14 protein-coding genes and 2 tRNA genes are annotated in these 17,160 nt (G+C 68.2%); 4 read left to right on the top strand and 12 right to left on the bottom strand.

The window, feature by feature from the left end:
* Positions 1 to 96: 96 nt before the first annotated feature.
* A complete protein-coding gene (locus FGD71_RS15865) occupies positions 97 to 819 on the top strand; it encodes a DUF5324 family protein (RefSeq protein ID WP_119101107.1) in 723 nt (240 codons plus the stop codon).
* A gap of 190 nt (positions 820 to 1,009) precedes the next feature.
* Here FGD71_RS15865 and FGD71_RS15860 read toward each other — a convergent pair.
* Positions 1,010 to 1,082, bottom strand: a tRNA-Ala gene (locus FGD71_RS15860).
* A 181-nt stretch (positions 1,083 to 1,263) separates the two neighbouring features.
* On the opposite strand from FGD71_RS15860, the gene FGD71_RS15855 reads away from it, so the two are divergent.
* Together FGD71_RS15855 and FGD71_RS15850 are read left to right on the top strand one after the other, a co-directional pair.
* On the top strand, positions 1,264 to 1,812 hold the full coding sequence (locus FGD71_RS15855) for a helix-turn-helix domain-containing protein (RefSeq protein WP_119101106.1): 549 nt from the start codon (positions 1,264 to 1,266) through the stop codon (positions 1,810 to 1,812).
* Positions 1,813 to 1,945: 133 nt separating this feature from the next.
* Entirely contained in the window at positions 1,946 to 3,349 is a 1,404-nt protein-coding gene (locus FGD71_RS15850; RefSeq protein WP_119101105.1) for a serine/threonine-protein kinase, read from the top strand.
* A 94-nt stretch (positions 3,350 to 3,443) separates the two neighbouring features.
* Here the strand turns inward: FGD71_RS15850 and FGD71_RS15845 are convergent, their stop codons facing one another.
* Positions 3,444 to 4,877, bottom strand: coding sequence for a hypothetical protein (locus FGD71_RS15845; RefSeq protein ID WP_240436605.1), 1,434 nt, complete (start codon positions 4,875 to 4,877; stop codon positions 3,444 to 3,446).
* 227 nt (positions 4,878 to 5,104) lie between these two features.
* Positions 5,105 to 5,233 carry a DLW-39 family protein gene (locus FGD71_RS47975; RefSeq protein ID WP_003999697.1) on the bottom strand — a complete coding sequence of 43 codons (129 nt, stop codon included), beginning with the start codon at positions 5,231 to 5,233 and terminating at the stop codon, positions 5,105 to 5,107.
* Positions 5,234 to 5,560: 327 nt separating this feature from the next.
* Between FGD71_RS47975 and FGD71_RS15835 the strand changes: the two genes are divergently transcribed.
* Positions 5,561 to 5,920, top strand: coding sequence for a DUF6344 domain-containing protein (locus FGD71_RS15835; protein WP_119101102.1), 360 nt, complete (start codon positions 5,561 to 5,563; stop codon positions 5,918 to 5,920).
* A 44-nt stretch (positions 5,921 to 5,964) separates the two neighbouring features.
* Here FGD71_RS15835 and FGD71_RS15830 read toward each other — a convergent pair whose 3' ends face one another.
* The 9 genes from FGD71_RS15830 to dnaN form a co-directional block, all read right to left on the bottom strand.
* On the bottom strand, positions 5,965 to 6,183 hold the full coding sequence (locus tag FGD71_RS15830) for a hypothetical protein (RefSeq protein WP_162931138.1): 219 nt from the start codon (positions 6,181 to 6,183) through the stop codon (positions 5,965 to 5,967).
* Between the two features lie 269 nt (positions 6,184 to 6,452).
* Positions 6,453 to 6,529: transfer RNA gene (locus tag FGD71_RS15825), tRNA-Ile, on the bottom strand.
* A gap of 145 nt (positions 6,530 to 6,674) precedes the next feature.
* On the bottom strand, positions 6,675 to 7,409 hold the full coding sequence (locus FGD71_RS15820) for a DUF3566 domain-containing protein (RefSeq protein ID WP_119101101.1): 735 nt from the start codon (positions 7,407 to 7,409) through the stop codon (positions 6,675 to 6,677).
* 19 nt (positions 7,410 to 7,428) lie between these two features.
* The gene (gene gyrA / locus FGD71_RS15815; RefSeq protein ID WP_119101100.1) at positions 7,429 to 10,017 is read right to left on the bottom strand and encodes a DNA gyrase subunit A; all 2,589 of its coding nucleotides are present in this window, start codon (positions 10,015 to 10,017) and stop codon (positions 7,429 to 7,431) included.
* Positions 10,018 to 10,059: 42 nt separating this feature from the next.
* A complete protein-coding gene (gyrB, locus tag FGD71_RS15810; protein ID WP_181359211.1) occupies positions 10,060 to 12,102 on the bottom strand; it encodes a DNA topoisomerase (ATP-hydrolyzing) subunit B in 2,043 nt (680 codons plus the stop codon).
* Between the two features lie 309 nt (positions 12,103 to 12,411).
* On the bottom strand, positions 12,412 to 12,954 hold the full coding sequence (locus FGD71_RS15805; protein WP_119101098.1) for a DciA family protein: 543 nt from the start codon (positions 12,952 to 12,954) through the stop codon (positions 12,412 to 12,414).
* Positions 12,951 to 14,075, bottom strand: a complete 1,125-nt coding sequence (gene recF, locus FGD71_RS15800) for a DNA replication/repair protein RecF (RefSeq protein ID WP_119101097.1) — start codon at positions 14,073 to 14,075, stop codon at positions 12,951 to 12,953. Before recF ends, FGD71_RS15805 begins: the two co-directional genes overlap by 4 nt.
* A gap of 108 nt (positions 14,076 to 14,183) precedes the next feature.
* Entirely contained in the window at positions 14,184 to 15,059 is an 876-nt protein-coding gene (gnd, locus tag FGD71_RS15795; protein WP_119101096.1) for a phosphogluconate dehydrogenase (NAD(+)-dependent, decarboxylating), read from the bottom strand.
* Positions 15,060 to 15,188: 129 nt separating this feature from the next.
* The gene (dnaN, locus tag FGD71_RS15790; RefSeq protein WP_119101095.1) at positions 15,189 to 16,319 is read right to left on the bottom strand and encodes a DNA polymerase III subunit beta; all 1,131 of its coding nucleotides are present in this window, start codon (positions 16,317 to 16,319) and stop codon (positions 15,189 to 15,191) included.
* Positions 16,320 to 17,160 lie beyond the last annotated feature (841 nt).

The raw sequence follows: 17,160 nt of genomic DNA, 5'->3' as shown, positions 1-17,160 counted from the left end.
CAAGAGGCATGATCCCGTTAAGGGTGGAAAGGTGAACTGTGACTTTCTGGGGGATCGCCCCAAATCCCCCCGTACGCCACCGAGGAGGAGGATCCCGTGACCCGCATCGACAGCGTGCGCGCCGCGACCGGCTCGGCGAAGGACAGCGTGCAGCACGCCGCGGAAGTGGTGGCGCCCTACGCCGACACGGCCAAGGACCGAGCCGCGCACTATGCGCATGAAGCACGTGTGAAGCTCGCGCCGAAGGTGTCGTCCGCCGCTCACCAGGCCGCCGAGCAGGCTCGTACGCAGTACGGCGCCCATCTCGCGCCGCGCCTGGAACAGGCGCGCACCCATGTCCCACCGAAGGTCGATCGTGCCGCCCATGAAGCCGCGGTGCGCACCCGTCAGGCCGCTCGGCAGGCCGCCGACTATTCCCGGCCGAGGATCGAGCAGGCCAGGGCCGCAGCCGGGCCCGCCCGAGTGGAGGCCGCGTCCCGCAGCGTGGCGGCGCTGGCGGCGCTGCGCGGCCAGGTCTCGCGCAAGGAGATCGAGAAGCTGGCGCGCAAGCATCAGCGGCGGGCCAGGGCCGGGCGTCTCGCTAAGGGGCTGGCCGTGCTGGGCATCCTGGCGGGTGGCGCCTTCGCCGCCTGGAAGTGGTGGGACAAGCAGGCCAACCCTGACTGGCTGGTGGAACCGCCGGCTGCCACGGAGGTGCCGGACACCGGCCGGCTGACCTCGGTCGACGGCAGCGGTCAGGATGTACTCGACCCCGAGGTCCAGGCCAAGCAGGCCGAGGCGGAGGAGGCGGAGCGGAAAAAGCGGGGCGAGAGCGGCTGACGCCACCGGCCCGTACCACCTCGTTCCAGCTCGTATCCCCTCGCATCAACGCATATCGGCTCAGAGCAACGTCGCTGTGGGGCGGAGGACTTGAGGTCCTCCGCCCCACAGTGACGTTTCACGTGGAACCACGGCACGAAAAAGGACCCTCTGACCAGCGTTTCCGCTGGTCAGAGGGTCCTTCGAGGTGTGGAGCCTAGGGGAGTCGAACCCCTGACATCTGCCATGCAAAGACAGCGCTCTACCAACTGAGCTAAGGCCCCGGAAGGGAGGCGTCCGCCGGAAGAAGCTCCTCAGGCGGGGTGCCGCAGCCCAGAGTACCGGGTCACCCCCGGAATCCCGCAAAAAGATTGGGGGTCCCCGCGCAAGACCACTCTCCGTAAGATGCTCGACGTGGTTCGCGACAGCGAACCGCGGTACTTGGGGACGCGATGGGGAGACGCAATGGATGCCGCACAGCAGGAAGCAACCGCAAGAGCCAGGGAGCTGCAGCGGAACTGGTACGGGGAGCCGTTGGGGGCGCTCTTCCGTAAGCTCATAGATGACCTGGGACTCAACCAGGCCCGCCTGGCAGGCGTACTGGGACTGTCCGCACCGATGCTGTCGCAGCTGATGAGCGGTCAGCGCGCCAAGATCGGCAATCCGGCGGTGGTCCAGCGGGTGCAGCTGCTGCAGGACCTCGCCAGTCAGGTCGCCGACGGCAGCGTGAGCGCCGGCGAGGCCACCGAGCGCATGGACGAGATCAAGAAGTCACAGGGGGGCTCGGTGCTCAGCAACACCACACAGACGACGAGCAGTTCAGGCGCACCCACGGTCAAACGTGTGGTCCGTGAAATCCAGTCGCTGCTGCGTTCCGTGGCTGCCGCGGGGGACATCATCGAGGCGGCGGACACCCTCGCCCCGACCCACCCTGAACTGGCAGAGTTCCTCCGGGTGTACGGCGCCGGCCGCACTTCCGACGCGGTCGCGCACTACCAGTCCCACCAGAGCTGAGCACACCGCCCGGCCGCCGAACCCACCGCCGCCGCAGGTCTGTTGGCGCTGTGGGACGGAAGTGGAAGCAAGGCAGCCGGGCACCTCGATGAGGCCGCCGTGCCGACCGCCGAAGGGGGAGCGACGAACGACCATGGGTGAGGTCTTCGCCGGCAGGTACGAGCTCGTCGACCCGATCGGACGCGGGGGAGTCGGTGCGGTCTGGCGCGCCTGGGATCACAGAAGGCGCCGGTATGTGGCCGCCAAGGTGCTGCAGCAGAGCGATGCGCACTCGCTGCTGCGCTTTGTGCGGGAGCAGGCGCTGCGGATCGATCACCCGCATGTGCTCGCGCCCGCCAGCTGGGCCGCCGACGACGACAAGGTCCTGTTCACCATGGACCTGGTCGGCGGCGGTTCGCTGGTCCACCTGGTCGGGGACTACGGTCCCCTGCCGCCGGCCTTCGTGTGCACCCTGCTCGACCAGCTGCTGGCGGGGCTTGCCGCGGTGCACGCGGAGGGGGTCGTGCACCGCGACATCAAGCCCGCCAACATCCTTCTGGAGGCGACCGGTACGGGCCGGCCGCGGCTGCGGTTGTCCGACTTCGGCATCGCGATGCGCCTGGGCGAGCCGCGGCTGACAGAGACCAACTATGTGGTGGGTACGCCCGGTTACTTCGCGCCCGAGCAACTGCTCGGCGCGGAGCCGGACTTCCCTGCCGACCTGTTCGCCGTGGGTCTGGTCGCCCTCTATCTGCTGGAGGGCGCCAAGCCCGACGCCAAGGCTCTTATCGAGCACTTCTCGGCGCATGGCACCCCGGGTGCGCCGAAGGGTGTGCCCGAGCCGCTGTGGCAGGTCGTGGCCGCGCTGGTGCAGCCGGACCCCGAAGCACGTTTCCGCACCGCCACGGGGGCACGTAAAGCGCTCGCTTCGGCCATGGAGCTGCTGCCGGAGCCGGGCCCCGATGACGAACTGATCGAGATCTTCGACCAACTTGGCCCCCTTCCGTCGGGTTTCGGCCCCGAGGGCCCGCTCCGGGCCGCACCCAGCCAGGGTCACGACACCGTCCCCAAGACAGGTTCTGCCGCTCCAGAGGCCCTGCCCGGGGGCGCCGTTCCGCCAGGAGCCCGCACAGGCCCCGCATCCGGCGCCATACCGCCTCCCCCCATACCCGCGGTGCCCCCGCAGTCCGCCCCGATGTCGGACACCGGCAGCTTCCACCTTCCGCCCCCACCGCCGCTTCAGCCTCAGCCTCAGCCGCCCGCCACTCCCCCCGCTTCACGCGCGCACCCGGCTCCCGGCCACGTTCCGTCGTACGAACCCCCGCATGAGCCCTCCCCCCAGGTCACGCCCCTCGCGCCCCAGCCGCCCGCGTTCGCCTCCACTGCTTCATACACCGCTCGCGACGTTCGGGTTCCGCCCCAGCCGCAGCCGGTTGCGCGGCACCGCGCCAGGCGGGCGCAGCGGCGCCCCGGACCGCCCACAAAGGTGGCGGTACCGGTGCTGCTGCTGGCGCTGCTCTGTTTCGCCGTCGGCTTCTGGGCGCTCAGCCGCATCTGAGCCGCTGATCCACCAGTCCCGCCGCACGAGACTGGTTTGCGGGGCTCGCCGGACGAGACGGTGACCCACCGGGCCCGACGCAGGAATCGGTGAACTACCGGGCCCGCGACGGCTCGTACTGGCGCGAAGCCGCGCCTTCGGCCGGCGCCGCCGCAGCCGCTCGCCGCCGTGCGACCACCGTCCACACCCCGAGCCCCAGCACAAGCACGCTCCCCGCGCCGATCCCGCCCACCGCCACCAGCTTCATCGTGGCGTCCCCGTCCGCGCCATCACGGCCGCCCGCCGCCGCGGCACCGCTCGCCGCCGCGGCCTTGTCCCCCGCTGTGACGTCGAACACGCCACGCGGCTCGGCCGTCCCCGCGTACGCCGGCCCCTCTCCGGTCGTACCGCTCACCCGGACGCGCAGCGTCAGGTCGAGGCGCCCGTCACCGAACTTCTCGGCCACCGCGGCGCCGAGATGGACGGCGAGGTAGTACCAGCCGGCGAAGCGCATCCCGCTCACCTGGTCGTCGATGGCGTACCGGTTCTCGTAGGCGACCGAGGGCAGCGGCTCCAGGGTGGCAGGCCGCGCCTTGCCGCCGTATCCGGTACGGGCGTCGTCCACGAACGCGCGCACCGGGTTGTGGAGCGACATGACGAAGGCGTTGCCCAGGAAGCCATCGCCTCCGCTCGCGCCGCCCAGTTCGGCGGTGGCGAAGATCTGTTGCCCCCAGTCGACGGGAACCCGGTAATAGAGCGTCCGCCCGGCCCGGATCCTGTCTCGCCAGACGCCCTGCTCCAGAGCGGACGCCTCGTTGAAGCTCGTGCCGCCCCTGCGGGTCCGCGCCGCGCCGCCGACGGCCTCGGGGGAGGCGGAGTTCCAGGTCTCCGGGGCTGTGGCCCGACCGGTCTTCTTCAAGGAGGGCTCCGAGACGTACTGAAGTTCCAGATCCCAGTCGTCCGGCGAGGAACCGGCCCGGCTGGTGCGCTCGACGACCACGGAGTACGTGCCTGCCTCCTGGCAGCTGTACTCGTCGGCACCGATCCTGCGTGAGGCCCAGGCGGTGAGAGGACGCGGGCTCTCGGTCGGCCCGAATCGTGCGTCACCGGCGTCACCGGAGAAGCACTTGTTGCCCGCGGGGTCCTGTACCGACACCTTGATGCCGTCCGAGTACGCGACCCTCGTCCCCAGCCTGGGGATGGCCGTGGCCGAGACGTACGCGTTGGAGGCGCTGTCGAGCCGGAGGCGGTAGTACAGCTTCCCGTTGTTCCGGACGGAGCTCTTGTAGGTCTTGCCCGGGGCCAGCGGCACGGCATCCGCGGCGTCCGGCGTACCGTCGACCGGCTCGGCGTCAGCGGCGAAGGCGTACGGATCAGAAGCACCGGCCGCCATCGACCGGCCCCGAGCTTCTCCTTGTCCCTGGCCCTTCCCCGGCCATTGCGCCGACGTCTGGGCCTGCGCCTGGACCGGCAGCGCCGCGATGACACACAGGGCCGCCGTCCAGGCCAGAACCGTACGGCCGTGCCACCACACTGTGCGCCGCCCCATCACGCGCCCCCTCGCCGTAGACCCGGATCGCACTCACCGGGCTTCCGCGGACGGGCTCATGGCGCCCCGAACGCCCGCGAAGCCCCGACCATCCTGCCCCGCGCGTCACCGGGTCATCCCCGCTTCACGCGAGGCAAGCGCCTTCTGTCCCGAAGCGACCGCATCGGGACAACACAAAACCCCGACCGCGAGGCGGCCGGGGTCTGTACTGAGACTGTCGTCGCTACTCACGAACCCGTGGGCACGGAGTCGGTCGCCTCCGTCCACAGATCCTGCTCGGCGCGATCCGCCTGGATCTGGCGGTACACGAGGAGCCCGCCGATGGCGGCCAGTGCGACCAGGAGAAGCTTCTTCACCGCGCGACCTCGTCTTTCCTTGACGTAGGGGACTTCTGGCGCCCGACTATACACACCGATCGATACCGATCGGTGACCTGCGTCGGTCCTCAACTCCCGCCCGGCGAACAGCTGTAGAAGCGGACGAGGCCACTCCGAGCACAGCGTGACCGATCACCACACACTGTGACTTTCCATGCTCTTTCTCACTTTTCGGATCTGTTGGGTCCATCCGGGTGGTGTTCATCGGAAGATCCCTGCGCCACGGGCGCAGGTCCACCACTTCGCAGTCCTCATACACATCATGAGGAAAGTACGCAAATCGCCCGACCCGAAAGTGAGGGACCCATGACCAGGAACAAGGTCATGAAGCTGTGGACAGCGGTCATCACCGCCTTCATCACACTGTTCACGACGCTCGGAATCATCGCAACGGCCGGCGCGGCCGCCGCCACCACGGCGGTACCTCAGACCGAGACCGCTCGCAACACCAAGCCGAGCTTCACGGTCGCGGTCCCCGCGATGTCCCACTGGGCATGGTCCTTCTGCCGGGCCCTACCCCCCACGATGAAACAACGCATCCACGCCGAGGCCCACGGCTCCGCACCCAGCTGCCGCCACCGCCCGCAGCCGGACGCGAACACATCCTCCGAGGAAGACGAAGAGGAGGCGGCGGACTCCGCCACCCCGCACACCGACCTGACGTAGGCCGCTCCAGACCGGCCAGACCGGCCAGACCGGCCCAGGCCGCATCAGACCCACGGCCCCTCTGCTTTCTCCGGCTCTTCCAGCCCTTCCAGCTCTTCCAGCTCTTCCAGCCCTTCCGGCTCTTCCAGCCCTTCCGGCTCTTCCGGCTCTTCCGGCTCTTCCGGCTCTTCCGGCTCTTCCGGCTCTTCCGGCTCTTGTGGCCCCTGTGGCTCTTCCGGCTGCCACGAACTCGCAACCTGCCTTCCGCCCCATCGAGGCGCCAAGGCTCTGCGTAGATCTGGAACACCGCCGGCAACCCTCACGTCCGGGCGAACTTGCGTACGCACACCACCGGACACAGCAAGACCCCCAACCACATCTGGTTGGGGGCCTTCGCAGTGTGCGGCCAACGGGATGTGAGAGGAACAGTCCCCGATGGAACCGAAGCAGCCAACGCCGTGCCGGCTCACGCCGCCTGAGGCGGGGTCGCGGCGGCTGTGTCAGCCGTAGACGTCAAAGACCCCCAACCATGATCGGGTGGGGGTCTTTTCGCTGGTGGGGCTAACAGGATTTGAACCTGTGGCCTCATCCTTATCAGGGATGCGCTCTAACCAACTGAGCTATAGCCCCGCCGCGCTGTGCGGTGTATGTCCCGCGCGCTGACCTCTGAAGATTAGCGCACGACGCGGCCAGTCCCAAAATCGATAGTTACCGGGCCTTCCCCGCCCCGCTCAACCGGCTCGGCGAGCCCAGGCCAACAGGCCCGGACAACGTTTTACTCGTCCTCCGCGAGGGTGAGCTCGACGCCGCCCACGAAGCCCGCTGAGAGGTTGTAGATGAAGGCGCCGAGGGTGGCGAGCGCGGTGGCGAGGACGACGTCGATGACCGCGATGACCGACGTGAAGATGAGCACGCGCGGAAGCGACAGGAACGACTGCAGGTCGAAGCCGTTGGACTCGTTCGAGCCCGTGGCCTCGGAGATCGTGCCGCCCACGGTGGAGAAGACACCCATGGCGTCCATGACCATCCACAGCACCGCGGCCGCGACGATCGTGCAGATGCCCAGCGCGATGGAGAGCAGGAAGCTGACCTTCATCACCGACCAGGGATCGGCCTTGGCCACGCGCAGACGTGCCTTGCGCGTACGAGGTGTCGTCCGGGCTCCGGTGCGCGGCCGGCGGACCGCGCCCTGGGGGCCGCCGGACGGGGGCTGCGGCGGCGGCTGCTGCGGCTGATACGCCTGCGGCGGGTGGTACGGCTGAGCAGGCTGGGGCTGGGGCCGCTCGCCCGGCAGCGGCGAGCCGGGGGCCGGCGGCACCGGCGAGCCTGGGGCCGCGCCTGCCGCGTACTGCGGCGTCTGCGAGCCTCTGGTGTCCGTCACAGCTCCCCCTTGGGATCCATGAGAGTCAGGGGAGGAGTCCGTCGCTTCCGCGGCGGGGCCACGGCCGCCGTCCGATTCCGTACCGGTTGATTCCGTACCGGTCGATCCGGCGCCCGTGGCTCCGCTCACGAATAACTCACTCCTCGCGCTACTCGGCCGTGGCCTCGTTGCCCTCGTCCGTACCTACGGCCGTCTCGACCTCGTCCGATTCGTCGATGCCCACTGCCTCGACTTCCTCGGCCTCGCGACCGGCCTCGGCGTTACGAGCGATGCCGACGACGGCATCGCGCTTGCCCAGGTTGATCAGTTGGACACCCATGGTGTCACGGCCCGTCTCCCGGACCTCGTTGACCCGCGTACGAATCACACCGCCCGACAGTGTGATGGCGAGGATCTCATCCGTTTCCTCGACCACCAGCGCGCCGACGAGCGAGCCGCGATCCTCCACGATCTTGGCAGCCTTGATGCCGAGGCCACCGCGACCCTGGACGCGGTACTCGTCAACGGCGGTCCGCTTCGCGTACCCACCGTCGGTGGCGGTGAACACGAACGTACCCGTTCGAACAACATTCATCGAGAGCAGCTCGTCTCCCTCACGGAAACTCATGCCCTTGACACCCGAAGTCGCCCGGCCCATGGGGCGGAGGGCGTCATCCGTCGCCGTGAACCTGATCGACTGTGCCTTCTTGCTGATCAGAAGCAGATCGTCCTCCGCCGAGACGAGTTCGGCACCGATCAGTTCGTCATCGGAACCGCCCTCTGTTTCACGGAGGTTGATCGCGATGACGCCGCCCGAGCGCGGAGAATCGTAATCCTTCAGTGGCGTCTTCTTCACGAGGCCACCCTTGGTGGCCAGCACCAGGTAAGGCGCCGCTTCGTAGTCACGGATCGCGAGGATCTCGGCGATCGCCTCGTCCGGCTGGAAGGCCAGCAGGTTCGCGACGTGCTGGCCGCGCGCGTCACGTCCGGCGTCCGGCAGCTCATACGCCTTGGCCCGGTAGACGCGGCCCTTGTTGGTGAAGAACAGCAGCCAGTGGTGAGTCGTCGACACGAAGAAGTGGTCGACGATGTCGTCTTCCTTGAGCTTCGTGCCGCGTACGCCCTTGCCGCCGCGCTTCTGGGAGCGGTAGTCGTCGGTCTTGGTGCGCTTGACGTAGCCGCCGCGCGAGATGGTGACGACGATGTCCTCTTCGGCGATGAGGTCCTCGATGGACATGTCGCCGTCGAAGGGCACCAGTTTGGAGCGGCGGTCGTCGCCGTACTTCTCGACGATCGCGGCGAGCTCCTCACTCACAATGCCGCGCTGACGGACCGGAGAGGCCAGGATCTCGGTGTACTCGCGGATCTTCGCCTGGAGTTCGTCGTGCTCTTGGACGATCTTCTGGCGCTCGAGGGCGGCGAGACGGCGCAGCTGCATCTCGAGGATGGCGTTGGCCTGGATCTCGTCGATCTCCAGGAGGCCCATCAGGCCCTCGCGCGCGATCTCGACGGTGTCACTGCGCCGGATCAGCGCGATGACCTCGTCGATGGCGTCCAGCGCCTTCAGGAGACCGCGCAGGATGTGCGCGCGCTCCTCGGCCTTGCGCAGCCGGAACTTCGTGCGCCGGACGATGACCTCGATCTGGTGCGCCACCCAGTGCCGGATGAACGCGTCGAGCGACAGCGTGCGCGGTACGCCGTCCACCAGCGCCAGCATGTTGGCGCCGAAGTTCGACTGGAGATCCGTGTGCTTGTAGAGGTTGTTCAGTACGACTTTGGCGACGGCGTCGCGCTTCAGGACGATGACCAGGCGCTGTCCGGTCCGGGACGAGGTCTCGTCCCGGACGTCCGCGATGCCGCCGATCTTGCCGTCCTTCACCAGGTCGGCGATCTTCTGCGCGAGGTTGTCCGGGTTGACCTGGTAAGGGAGTTCGGTGACCACCAGGCACTGGCGGTTCTGGATCTCCTCGACCTCGACGACCGCGCGCATCGTGATGGAGCCACGGCCCGTGCGGTAGGCCTCCTCGATGCCCTTGCGGCCCACCACCAGGGCGCCGGTCGGGAAGTCGGGGCCCTTGATGCGCTCGATCAGGGCGTCCAGGAGCTCCTCGTGCGAGGCCTCGGGGTTCTGCAGGTACCACTGGGCGCCGGCCGCAACCTCGCGGAGGTTGTGCGGCGGGATGTTGGTGGCCATGCCGACCGCGATGCCCGCCGAGCCGTTGATCAGCAGGTTCGGGATGCGGGCGGGCAGGACGGTCGGCTCCTGGGAGCGGCCGTCGTAGTTGTCCGTGAAGTCGACGGTCTCCTCGTCGATGTCACGGACCATCTCCATCGACAGCGGCGCCATCTTGCACTCGGTGTAGCGCATGGCCGCCGCCGGGTCGTTGCCCGGAGAGCCGAAGTTGCCGTTGGAGTCCACCAGCGGCATCCGCATCGACCAGTGCTGCGCGAGACGAACCAGCGCGTCGTAGATCGAGGAGTCACCGTGCGGGTGGTAGTTGCCCATGACGTCGCCGACGACGCGGGCGCACTTGTAGAAGCCCTTCTCGGGCCGGTAGCCGCCGTCGTACATGGCGTACAGCACGCGGCGGTGGACGGGCTTGAGACCGTCCCGTACGTCGGGCAGCGCACGCGACACGATGACGGACATCGCGTAGTCGAGGTACGAGCGCTGCATCTCCGTCTCGAGCCCCACGGGCTCGACACGCAGGGCCAGGCCCTCGTTCTCAGGGACGGCTGGAATGTTCGCGTCGGTCATTGCTGGTGAAGATCCTTCCTGATGCGGTCAGCTGAGACCGACTCAGATGTCGAGGAAGCGGACGTCCTTGGCGTTGCGCTGGATGAACTGGCGGCGCGCCTCGACGTCCTCGCCCATCAGCACCGAGAACAGGTCGTCGGCCTGGGCGGCGTCGTCGAGCGTGACCTGGCCGAGGACCCGGTGCTCCTGGTCCATGGTCGTGATGCGCAGCTCCTCGGCGTTCATCTCGCCGAGACCCTTGAAGCGCTGGACCGAGTCGTCGCGGATGCGCTTGCCGTTCTGACGGCCCAGCTCGATCAGTGCGTCGCGCTCGCGGTCCGAGTACGCGTACTCGAAGTCGTCACGGCCCCACTTGATCTTGTAGAGCGGGGGGCGCGACAGGAAGACGTGGCCCGCCTCGACCAGCGGCCGCATGAAGCGGAACAGGAACGTCAGCAGCAGGGTGTTGATGTGCTGGCCGTCGACGTCGGCGTCCGCCATCAGGATGATCTTGTGATAGCGCAGCCGCTCGATGTCGAAGTCCTCGTGGACTCCGGTGCCGAAGGCCGAGATCAGCGCCTGGATCTCCTGGTTCTGCAGGATCTTGTCGATCCGCGCCTTCTCGACGTTGAGGATCTTGCCTCGGATCGGGAGGATCGCCTGGTACTCCGGGTTACGGCCGGACTTGGCCGAGCCGCCGGCGGAGTCACCCTCGACGATGAAGATCTCGCACTTGGTGGGGTCGTTCGACTGGCAGTCGGAGAGCTTGCCCGGCAGGGACGCCGTCTCCAGGAGGCCCTTGCGACGCGTCAGGTCGCGCGCCTTGCGGGCCGCCACGCGCGCGGTGGCCGCCTGGATGCCCTTGCGGATGATGTCCGCGGCCTCGTTCGGGTTGCGGTCCAGCCAGTCGTTCAGGTGCTCGTAGACGACCTTCTGGACGAAGGTCTTCACCTCGGTGTTGCCCAGCTTGGTCTTGGTCTGGCCCTCGAACTGCGGCTCGCTCAGCTTCACCGAGATGATCGCCGTCAGACCCTCGCGGATGTCGTCACCCGTGAGGTTGTCGTCCTTCTCGCGCAGCAGCCTCTTGTCGCGCGCGTACTTGTTGACCAGGTTCGTCAGCGCCGCGCGGAAGCCCTCTTCGTGTGTACCGCCCTCATGCGTGTGGATGATGTTGGCGAAGGAGTACACACCCTCGCTGTAACCGCTGTTCCACTGCATCGCGAGTTCGAGGGAAAGGCTCTTGTCCTTGTCCTCGGCCTCGAGGTCGATCACGGTGGGGTGCACCACGTCTCCCTTGCGGGAGTTGAGGTACTTCACGAAATCGACGATGCCGCCCTCGTAGTGGTACGAGACGCTCTTGACCTCGTGCTTCTCGTCCTCGCCCGCCTCGTCCGCCCCGGCCGTGGCCTTCGCCGACTCGCGCTCGTCGGTGAGGTTGATCCTCAGCCCCTTGTTGAGGAACGCCATCTCCTGGAAACGCCGCGAGAGCGTCTCGAAGGAGTAATCGGTGGTCTCGAAGATGTCCGGGTCGGCCCAGAAGATGACCGTGGTGCCGTGCTCGTCCGTGGCCTCGTGCTGGGCAAGCGGGGCCGTCGGGACCCCCAGCTTGTAGTCCTGCGTCCAGCGATAGCCGTCGGTCTTGATCTCGACGGAGACCTTGGTCGACAGGGCGTTCACGACGGAGACACCCACGCCGTGCAGACCGCCGGAGACCGCGTAGCCGCCGCCACCGAACTTTCCACCCGCGTGCAGGACCGTCAGCACGACCTCGACGGCCGGCTTGCCCTCGGAGGGGACGATGCCGACCGGGATGCCACGGCCGTTGTCGACAACCCGCACGCCGCCGTCGGCGAGGATCGTGACGTCGATGGTGTCCGCGTGGCCGGCCAGCGCCTCGTCGACGGAGTTGTCGACGACCTCTTGTACGAGGTGGTGCAGTCCGCGCTCACCGGTCGAGCCGATGTACATGCCGGGTCGCTTGCGGACCGCGTCCAGACCCTCGAGGACGGTGATGGCGCTGGCGTCGTACGACGAGGCTGTGACCTCGCCGTTCTCGCTGGCGTCGATGGACAGGATGTTCTCGTTGGGGTTGCCGGAATCGGCCACGAAGCGCCCTTTCTGGCACAGCACAAGCCAAGCTCCCGGCGGGTGGCCGGAGCGGCTGCGGCGTGTTGCGTTGGTAAGCCTTAGTCAGCGTTGCTCGGTGTGTCCCACAAGTGGGGCGGGATTAGCCTCCAGTCTACCGGTAGCGCCGACAGTGATGGGGGTTTGCCGGTACCTGAGTCCGCATGTGCCGCCCTGAACCGGTCTCGGCCGACTCCCCATACGCCGCCCAGGCCTCCAAGAGGCTCACAGCGCCACTCAGCGCTTCGAGGTGTCAACCCCCCGCTACCAACGCCGTACCGCCCGGTTTGTCTACCCGTAGGTGTCACCGGGGCCCGTGCTGCCGGGCGCGCGCAGGGGGCCGAAGCTGCGTGCGGGCCCCCCGGGTCCGTGCACCTTGATCAGCCTCACCGTGCCGTGCCCGAGGTCCTCGTTCAGCCGGGCCACCAGCTGCGGAGCGAGGAGGCGCAGGTTCGTCGCCCAGGCCGTGGAATCGCACCGCACCGCGAGGATGCGCTCGTCCTCGTCGTACTTCTCCGGTACGCAGTGCTTGGCCAGGTCGTCGCCGACGATCTCCGGCCAGCGGCCCATGACACCGCCGACGGCGGCCGGGGTCTCCCAGCCGCGTTCGGTGATCAGCCGGTTGACGGCGGCGCCGAGCGCCATGGGATCGCGCCCGTCGGCACCCGCCCCCGAGCGCAGGCCACCGCGACGCGCCTGCTTCTTCTGCCGCGCCGCGTCCCCACGCGCGCGTGCCTGCTCCTTCGCGGCGCGCAGGGCCACGCGCGCGAGGTCGACGCCGGACGGTTCGGGAGCTTTGGGCCGCTCTTGCGGATCCGGTGTGTTTTCGGTCATATGCGTTCCACCGTGCCTTCCGACACGACGTACCGCGCCCCCGTGAGCACGCCCGGTACATCGTCGTCGACCGCCGCGGTCACCAGGACCTGCTCCCCCGGCGCGACCAGCTCGGCGAGGCGCTCACGGCGCCGGGTGTCCAGCTCCGCGAACACGTCGTCGAGAACGAGCACCGGCTCGTTGCCCTCGGCCCGCAGAAGGTCGTACGAGGCCAGGCGCAGCGCGAGCGCGTACGACCAGGACTCACCGTGTGACGCATATCCCTTCGCGGGCATCTGACCGAGTTTGAGCAACAGCTCGTCCCGGTGCGGGCCGACCAGGGTGACACCCCGCTCGACCTCCTGCTTACGGGAGTCCCCCAGGGCAGCCATCAGCTGTTCGTAGAGGTCCTCGCGCGCGTGGCCGACGATTTCCGGTGACGAGGGCCTGTACTCCAGCGCGACGGGACCGCCGCCGGGTGCCAGCTGCTCGTACGCCTTGTCGGCCAGCGGCTGGAGCGTGGCTACCAGATCGAGCCGCTGGGCGAGCAGCTCGGCGCCCACGCGCGCGAGGTGCTGGTCCCACACGTCCAGCGTCGACAGGTCCAGGGAGCGGCCACCGTGGCGGCGGGCGAGCGCGGCGGACTTGAGGAGCGTGTTGCGCTGCTTGAGCACGCGTTCGTAGTCGGAGCGCACGCCCGCCATGCGCGGGGCACGCGCGGTGATCAATTCGTCGAGAAAGCGTCGGCGCTCGCCCGGATCGCCCTTGACCAGCGCGAGATCCTCGGGAGCGAACAGCACGGTCCGTACGATGCCGAGGACGTCACGGGGCCTGACCTGCGACGACCGGTTGATTCGGGCGCGGTTCGCCTTGCCGGGGTTCAGCTCGAGCTCGACGAGCTGCTGGCGCTCGCCCTGCCGAACCTGCGCCCGGATGATCGCGCGGTCGGCGCCCACGCGGACCAGGGGCGCGTCGGAGGAGACACGGTGGCTGCCGAGCGTCGCCAGATAGCCGACCGCCTCGACGAGGTTCGTCTTGCCCTGCCCATTGGGGCCCACGAACGCCGTGACGCCCGGATCGAGCGGGACCTCGACCCGGGCGTACGAGCGGAAGTCGGCCAGCGACAGATGCGTGACGTGCATGGTCGTTCGCCGACCTCCCCCAACGTGGTACTTCCGGTGGTTCCCGGGTTGTCCCCTGCTGTGGACAACCGGATCACCCCAGGTGTGGAGAACCCGGGGTGGTGTGGACTACTTCTTCTCGACCGCGTGGCCGCCAAACTGGTTCCTCAGCGCCGCGACCATCTTCATCTGCGGCGAGTCGTCCTGCCGGGACGAGAAGCGTGCGAAGAGCGACGCGGTGATCGCCGGCAGCGGCACCGCGTTGTCGATGGCGGCTTCCACAGTCCAGCGGCCCTCGCCGGAGTCCTGTGCATAACCCTTGAGCTGCTCCAGGTGCTCGTCCTCGTCGAGGGCGTTGACCGCCAGGTCGAGCAGCCAGGAGCGGATGACCGTGCCCTCCTGCCAGGAGCGGAAGACCTCGCGCACATCGGTGACGGAGTCGACGGCCTCCAGCAGCTCCCAGCCTTCGGCGTAGGCCTGCATCATCGCGTACTCGATGCCGTTGTGGACCATCTTGGAGAAGTGGCCGGCACCGACCTTGCCCGCGTGCACGGCGCCGAGGTCCCCCTCGGGCTTGAGGGCGTCGAAGATCGGCTGGACCTTGGCGATGTTCTCGGCGTCGCCGCCGTACATCAGCGCATAGCCGTTCTCCAGGCCCCAGACGCCGCCCGAGACACCGCAGTCGACGAAGCCGATGCCCTTGGCCGCGAGCTCCTCGGCGTGCCTCTCGTCGTCGGTCCAGCGCGAATTGCCGCCGTCCACGACGACGTCCCCGGGATCCAGGAGCTCGGCGAGCTCGTCGATGGTGGACTGGGTCGCCGCTCCGGCCGGGACCATCACCCACACCACCCGCGGACCCCTGATCTTGCCCACAAGCTCCTCGAGGCTGTGGACATCGGCGAGGTCCGGGTTGCGGTCGTATCCGATGACGGTGTGGCCTGCGCGGCGTATGCGCTCGCGCATGTTGCCACCCATCTTGCCGAGACCGACGAGACCGAGCTCCATCAGGTTGTTCCTTCACTAGCGACGTGGCGTGGGGGCACTTTCGTACCCGCGTCCGAGCCTAAACCCGGACGCTCCCGCACATCTGTGGGCATAGCCGCTCAGACGTACGCCCTCACCTGCGGACTTCCGTCAGCCGCTGAGCCGCACCGGCATGATCAGGTACTTGTACGCCTCGTCCGCCTCCGCGTCCACGGCGGGCTTGCCGCTGAGGAGCGCCGGCTTGGTGGACGTCGTGAAGGAGAGCTGGGCCACCGGGGAGTCGATGGCGCTCAGGCCGTCGAGCAGGAACGTCGGGTTGAAGGCGATCGAGATGTCGTCGCCCTCCAGCTGGGCGTCAACCCTTTCCACAGCCTGTGCGTCGTCGCTGGAGCCTGCCTCCAGGATCAGCACACCCTGCTCGAAGCTGAGCCGCACCGGGGTGTTCCGCTCGGCGACCAGGGCCACACGCTTGACGGCCTCCACGAAGGGGGCGGTCTCGATGACGGCCACCGAGTTGAACTCGGTCGGGAACAGCGTGCGGTACTTCGGGAGGTCGCCCTCCAGCAGCCGGGTCGTCGTACGCCGCCCCGCGCCCTCGAAACCGATCAAGCCCTCGCCCGCACCCGAACCGGACAGCGCCAGGATGACGCTGTCGCCGCTCGTGAGCGCCTTGGCGGTGTCCAGGAGCGTCTTGGCGGGCACCAGGGCGACCGCGGACGCCTCCGGGTTCTCCGGCTTCCACAGGAACTCCCGGACCGCGAAGCGGTAGCGGTCGGTCGACGCCAGCGTGACCGTGTCGCCCTCGATCTCGATGCGTACACCGGTCAGGACGGGCAGCGTGTCGTCGCGGCCGGCGGCGATGGCCACCTGGGCGGCGGCGGAGGCGAAGACCTCACCGGGGACGGTGCCCGTCGCCGACGGCATCTGCGGCAGCGCCGGGTACTCCTCCACAGGCAGTGTGTGCAGCGTGAAGCGCGAGGAGCCGCAGACCACCGTCGCCCGTACACCGTCTGTGGAAATCTCCACCGGCCGGTTGGGGAGGGCGCGGCAGATGTCGGCGAGCAGCCGGCCGGAGACGAGCACCGTGCCTTCCTCGTCGACCTCGGCGTCCACGGAGACGCGTGCCGAGACCTCGTAGTCGAAGCTCGAGAGGCTCAGCGCGCCCTCCTCGGCCTTCAGCAGAAGGCCGGCGAGCACAGGAGCCGGCGGGCGTGCCGGGAGGCTGCGCGCCGCCCAGGCCACTGCCTCCGCGAGTACGTCGCGTTCCACCCGGATCTTCACCGTTGCCGCCTCCGTCTGTTGCCGGCGCTCTCGCCCTGCTTCGCCTTCGTCGTCTGACTCGGTGTGCCTCGGCCCAGTGATGGGGAGAACACCGGGGACCAGTCTGACGCACCGCACTGACAGTAGGTGCCTCTCGGGGTCAAGTCGTGCCGAGCGGCACCTGAGGCGCCGAGCGCGAGTTGTGCACAGCCCCCTCTTCGAAACGAATTCCCAGCTCTCTCTAGTTGGGAGTAGTAGTAGGGGCTGTGGATACCGTGGATAACCCCGTATGCGCAGGTCAAGGCCGGTTTTTTGTCCACGGACCCTGTGGGCGGCAACGGTGGACAACCGGGGTGCGCTGTGGACGGGGAAAAGTTCTGCACACCCGATGCACAGACACGGGGCACTTCTCCCCAACGCCGTCCCCAGCTTTACCCACGTTCCCCACAGCCCAACCGGGCACCTTGGTGTGACGCCTTTCACTCGACGCGGTGAGAGGGCGCGTCCTGTTGCCGAACAGTGGACAGCCGTGTGGAGAAGCTGGGGATCACTGGGGACAACCCGCCTCAGCCTGTGGGTCATCGGTGGACAACTTTCTGCACAGCCTGTGGATCAAGTCGTCGTCCACAGACTGTGGAGATCATTCGTCCACGAATCCACAACCAACTGACCTGCCTCGATGGTTCGTGAACAGCTCACCCTGTGGACACGATCTGAACAACTTCCCGGTCCCCAGGGTGTGGATGCGAGAAAGTCCCCAAATCTGTGGAGGATGGCCGTAACGGAGCGCGTATTCGAACAGCGGGTGCCGGGGCGGTGGCCGCGGAACGACGGGAGGCGCCCCCGGGACCTGGTCCCGGGG

It is taken from the genome of Streptomyces sporangiiformans, assembly GCF_005768555.2.
GTDB lineage: Bacteria > Actinomycetota > Actinomycetes > Streptomycetales > Streptomycetaceae > Streptomyces > Streptomyces sporangiiformans.
Note: the sequence above shows the minus strand (reverse complement) of the source record. Positions and strands in the feature narration are given on the sequence as shown.

Excerpts from the sequence above, each read along its gene's own strand:
- FGD71_RS15855 (WP_119101106.1), top strand. The coding sequence starts at position 1,264 with ATGGATGCCGCACAGCAGGAAGCAACCGCAAGAGCCAGGGAGCTGCAG.
- FGD71_RS15850 (WP_119101105.1), top strand. The coding sequence starts at position 1,946 with ATGGGTGAGGTCTTCGCCGGCAGGTACGAGCTCGTCGACCCGATCGGA.
- FGD71_RS15845 (WP_240436605.1), bottom strand. The coding sequence starts at position 4,877 with ATGGGGCGGCGCACAGTGTGGTGGCACGGCCGTACGGTTCTGGCCTGG.
- FGD71_RS15835 (WP_119101102.1), top strand. The coding sequence starts at position 5,561 with ATGACCAGGAACAAGGTCATGAAGCTGTGGACAGCGGTCATCACCGCC.
- gyrA (WP_119101100.1), bottom strand. The coding sequence starts at position 10,017 with ATGACCGACGCGAACATTCCAGCCGTCCCTGAGAACGAGGGCCTGGCC.
- FGD71_RS15805 (WP_119101098.1), bottom strand. The coding sequence starts at position 12,954 with ATGACCGAAAACACACCGGATCCGCAAGAGCGGCCCAAAGCTCCCGAA.
- recF (WP_119101097.1), bottom strand. The coding sequence starts at position 14,075 with ATGCACGTCACGCATCTGTCGCTGGCCGACTTCCGCTCGTACGCCCGG.
- gnd (WP_119101096.1), bottom strand. The coding sequence starts at position 15,059 with ATGGAGCTCGGTCTCGTCGGTCTCGGCAAGATGGGTGGCAACATGCGC.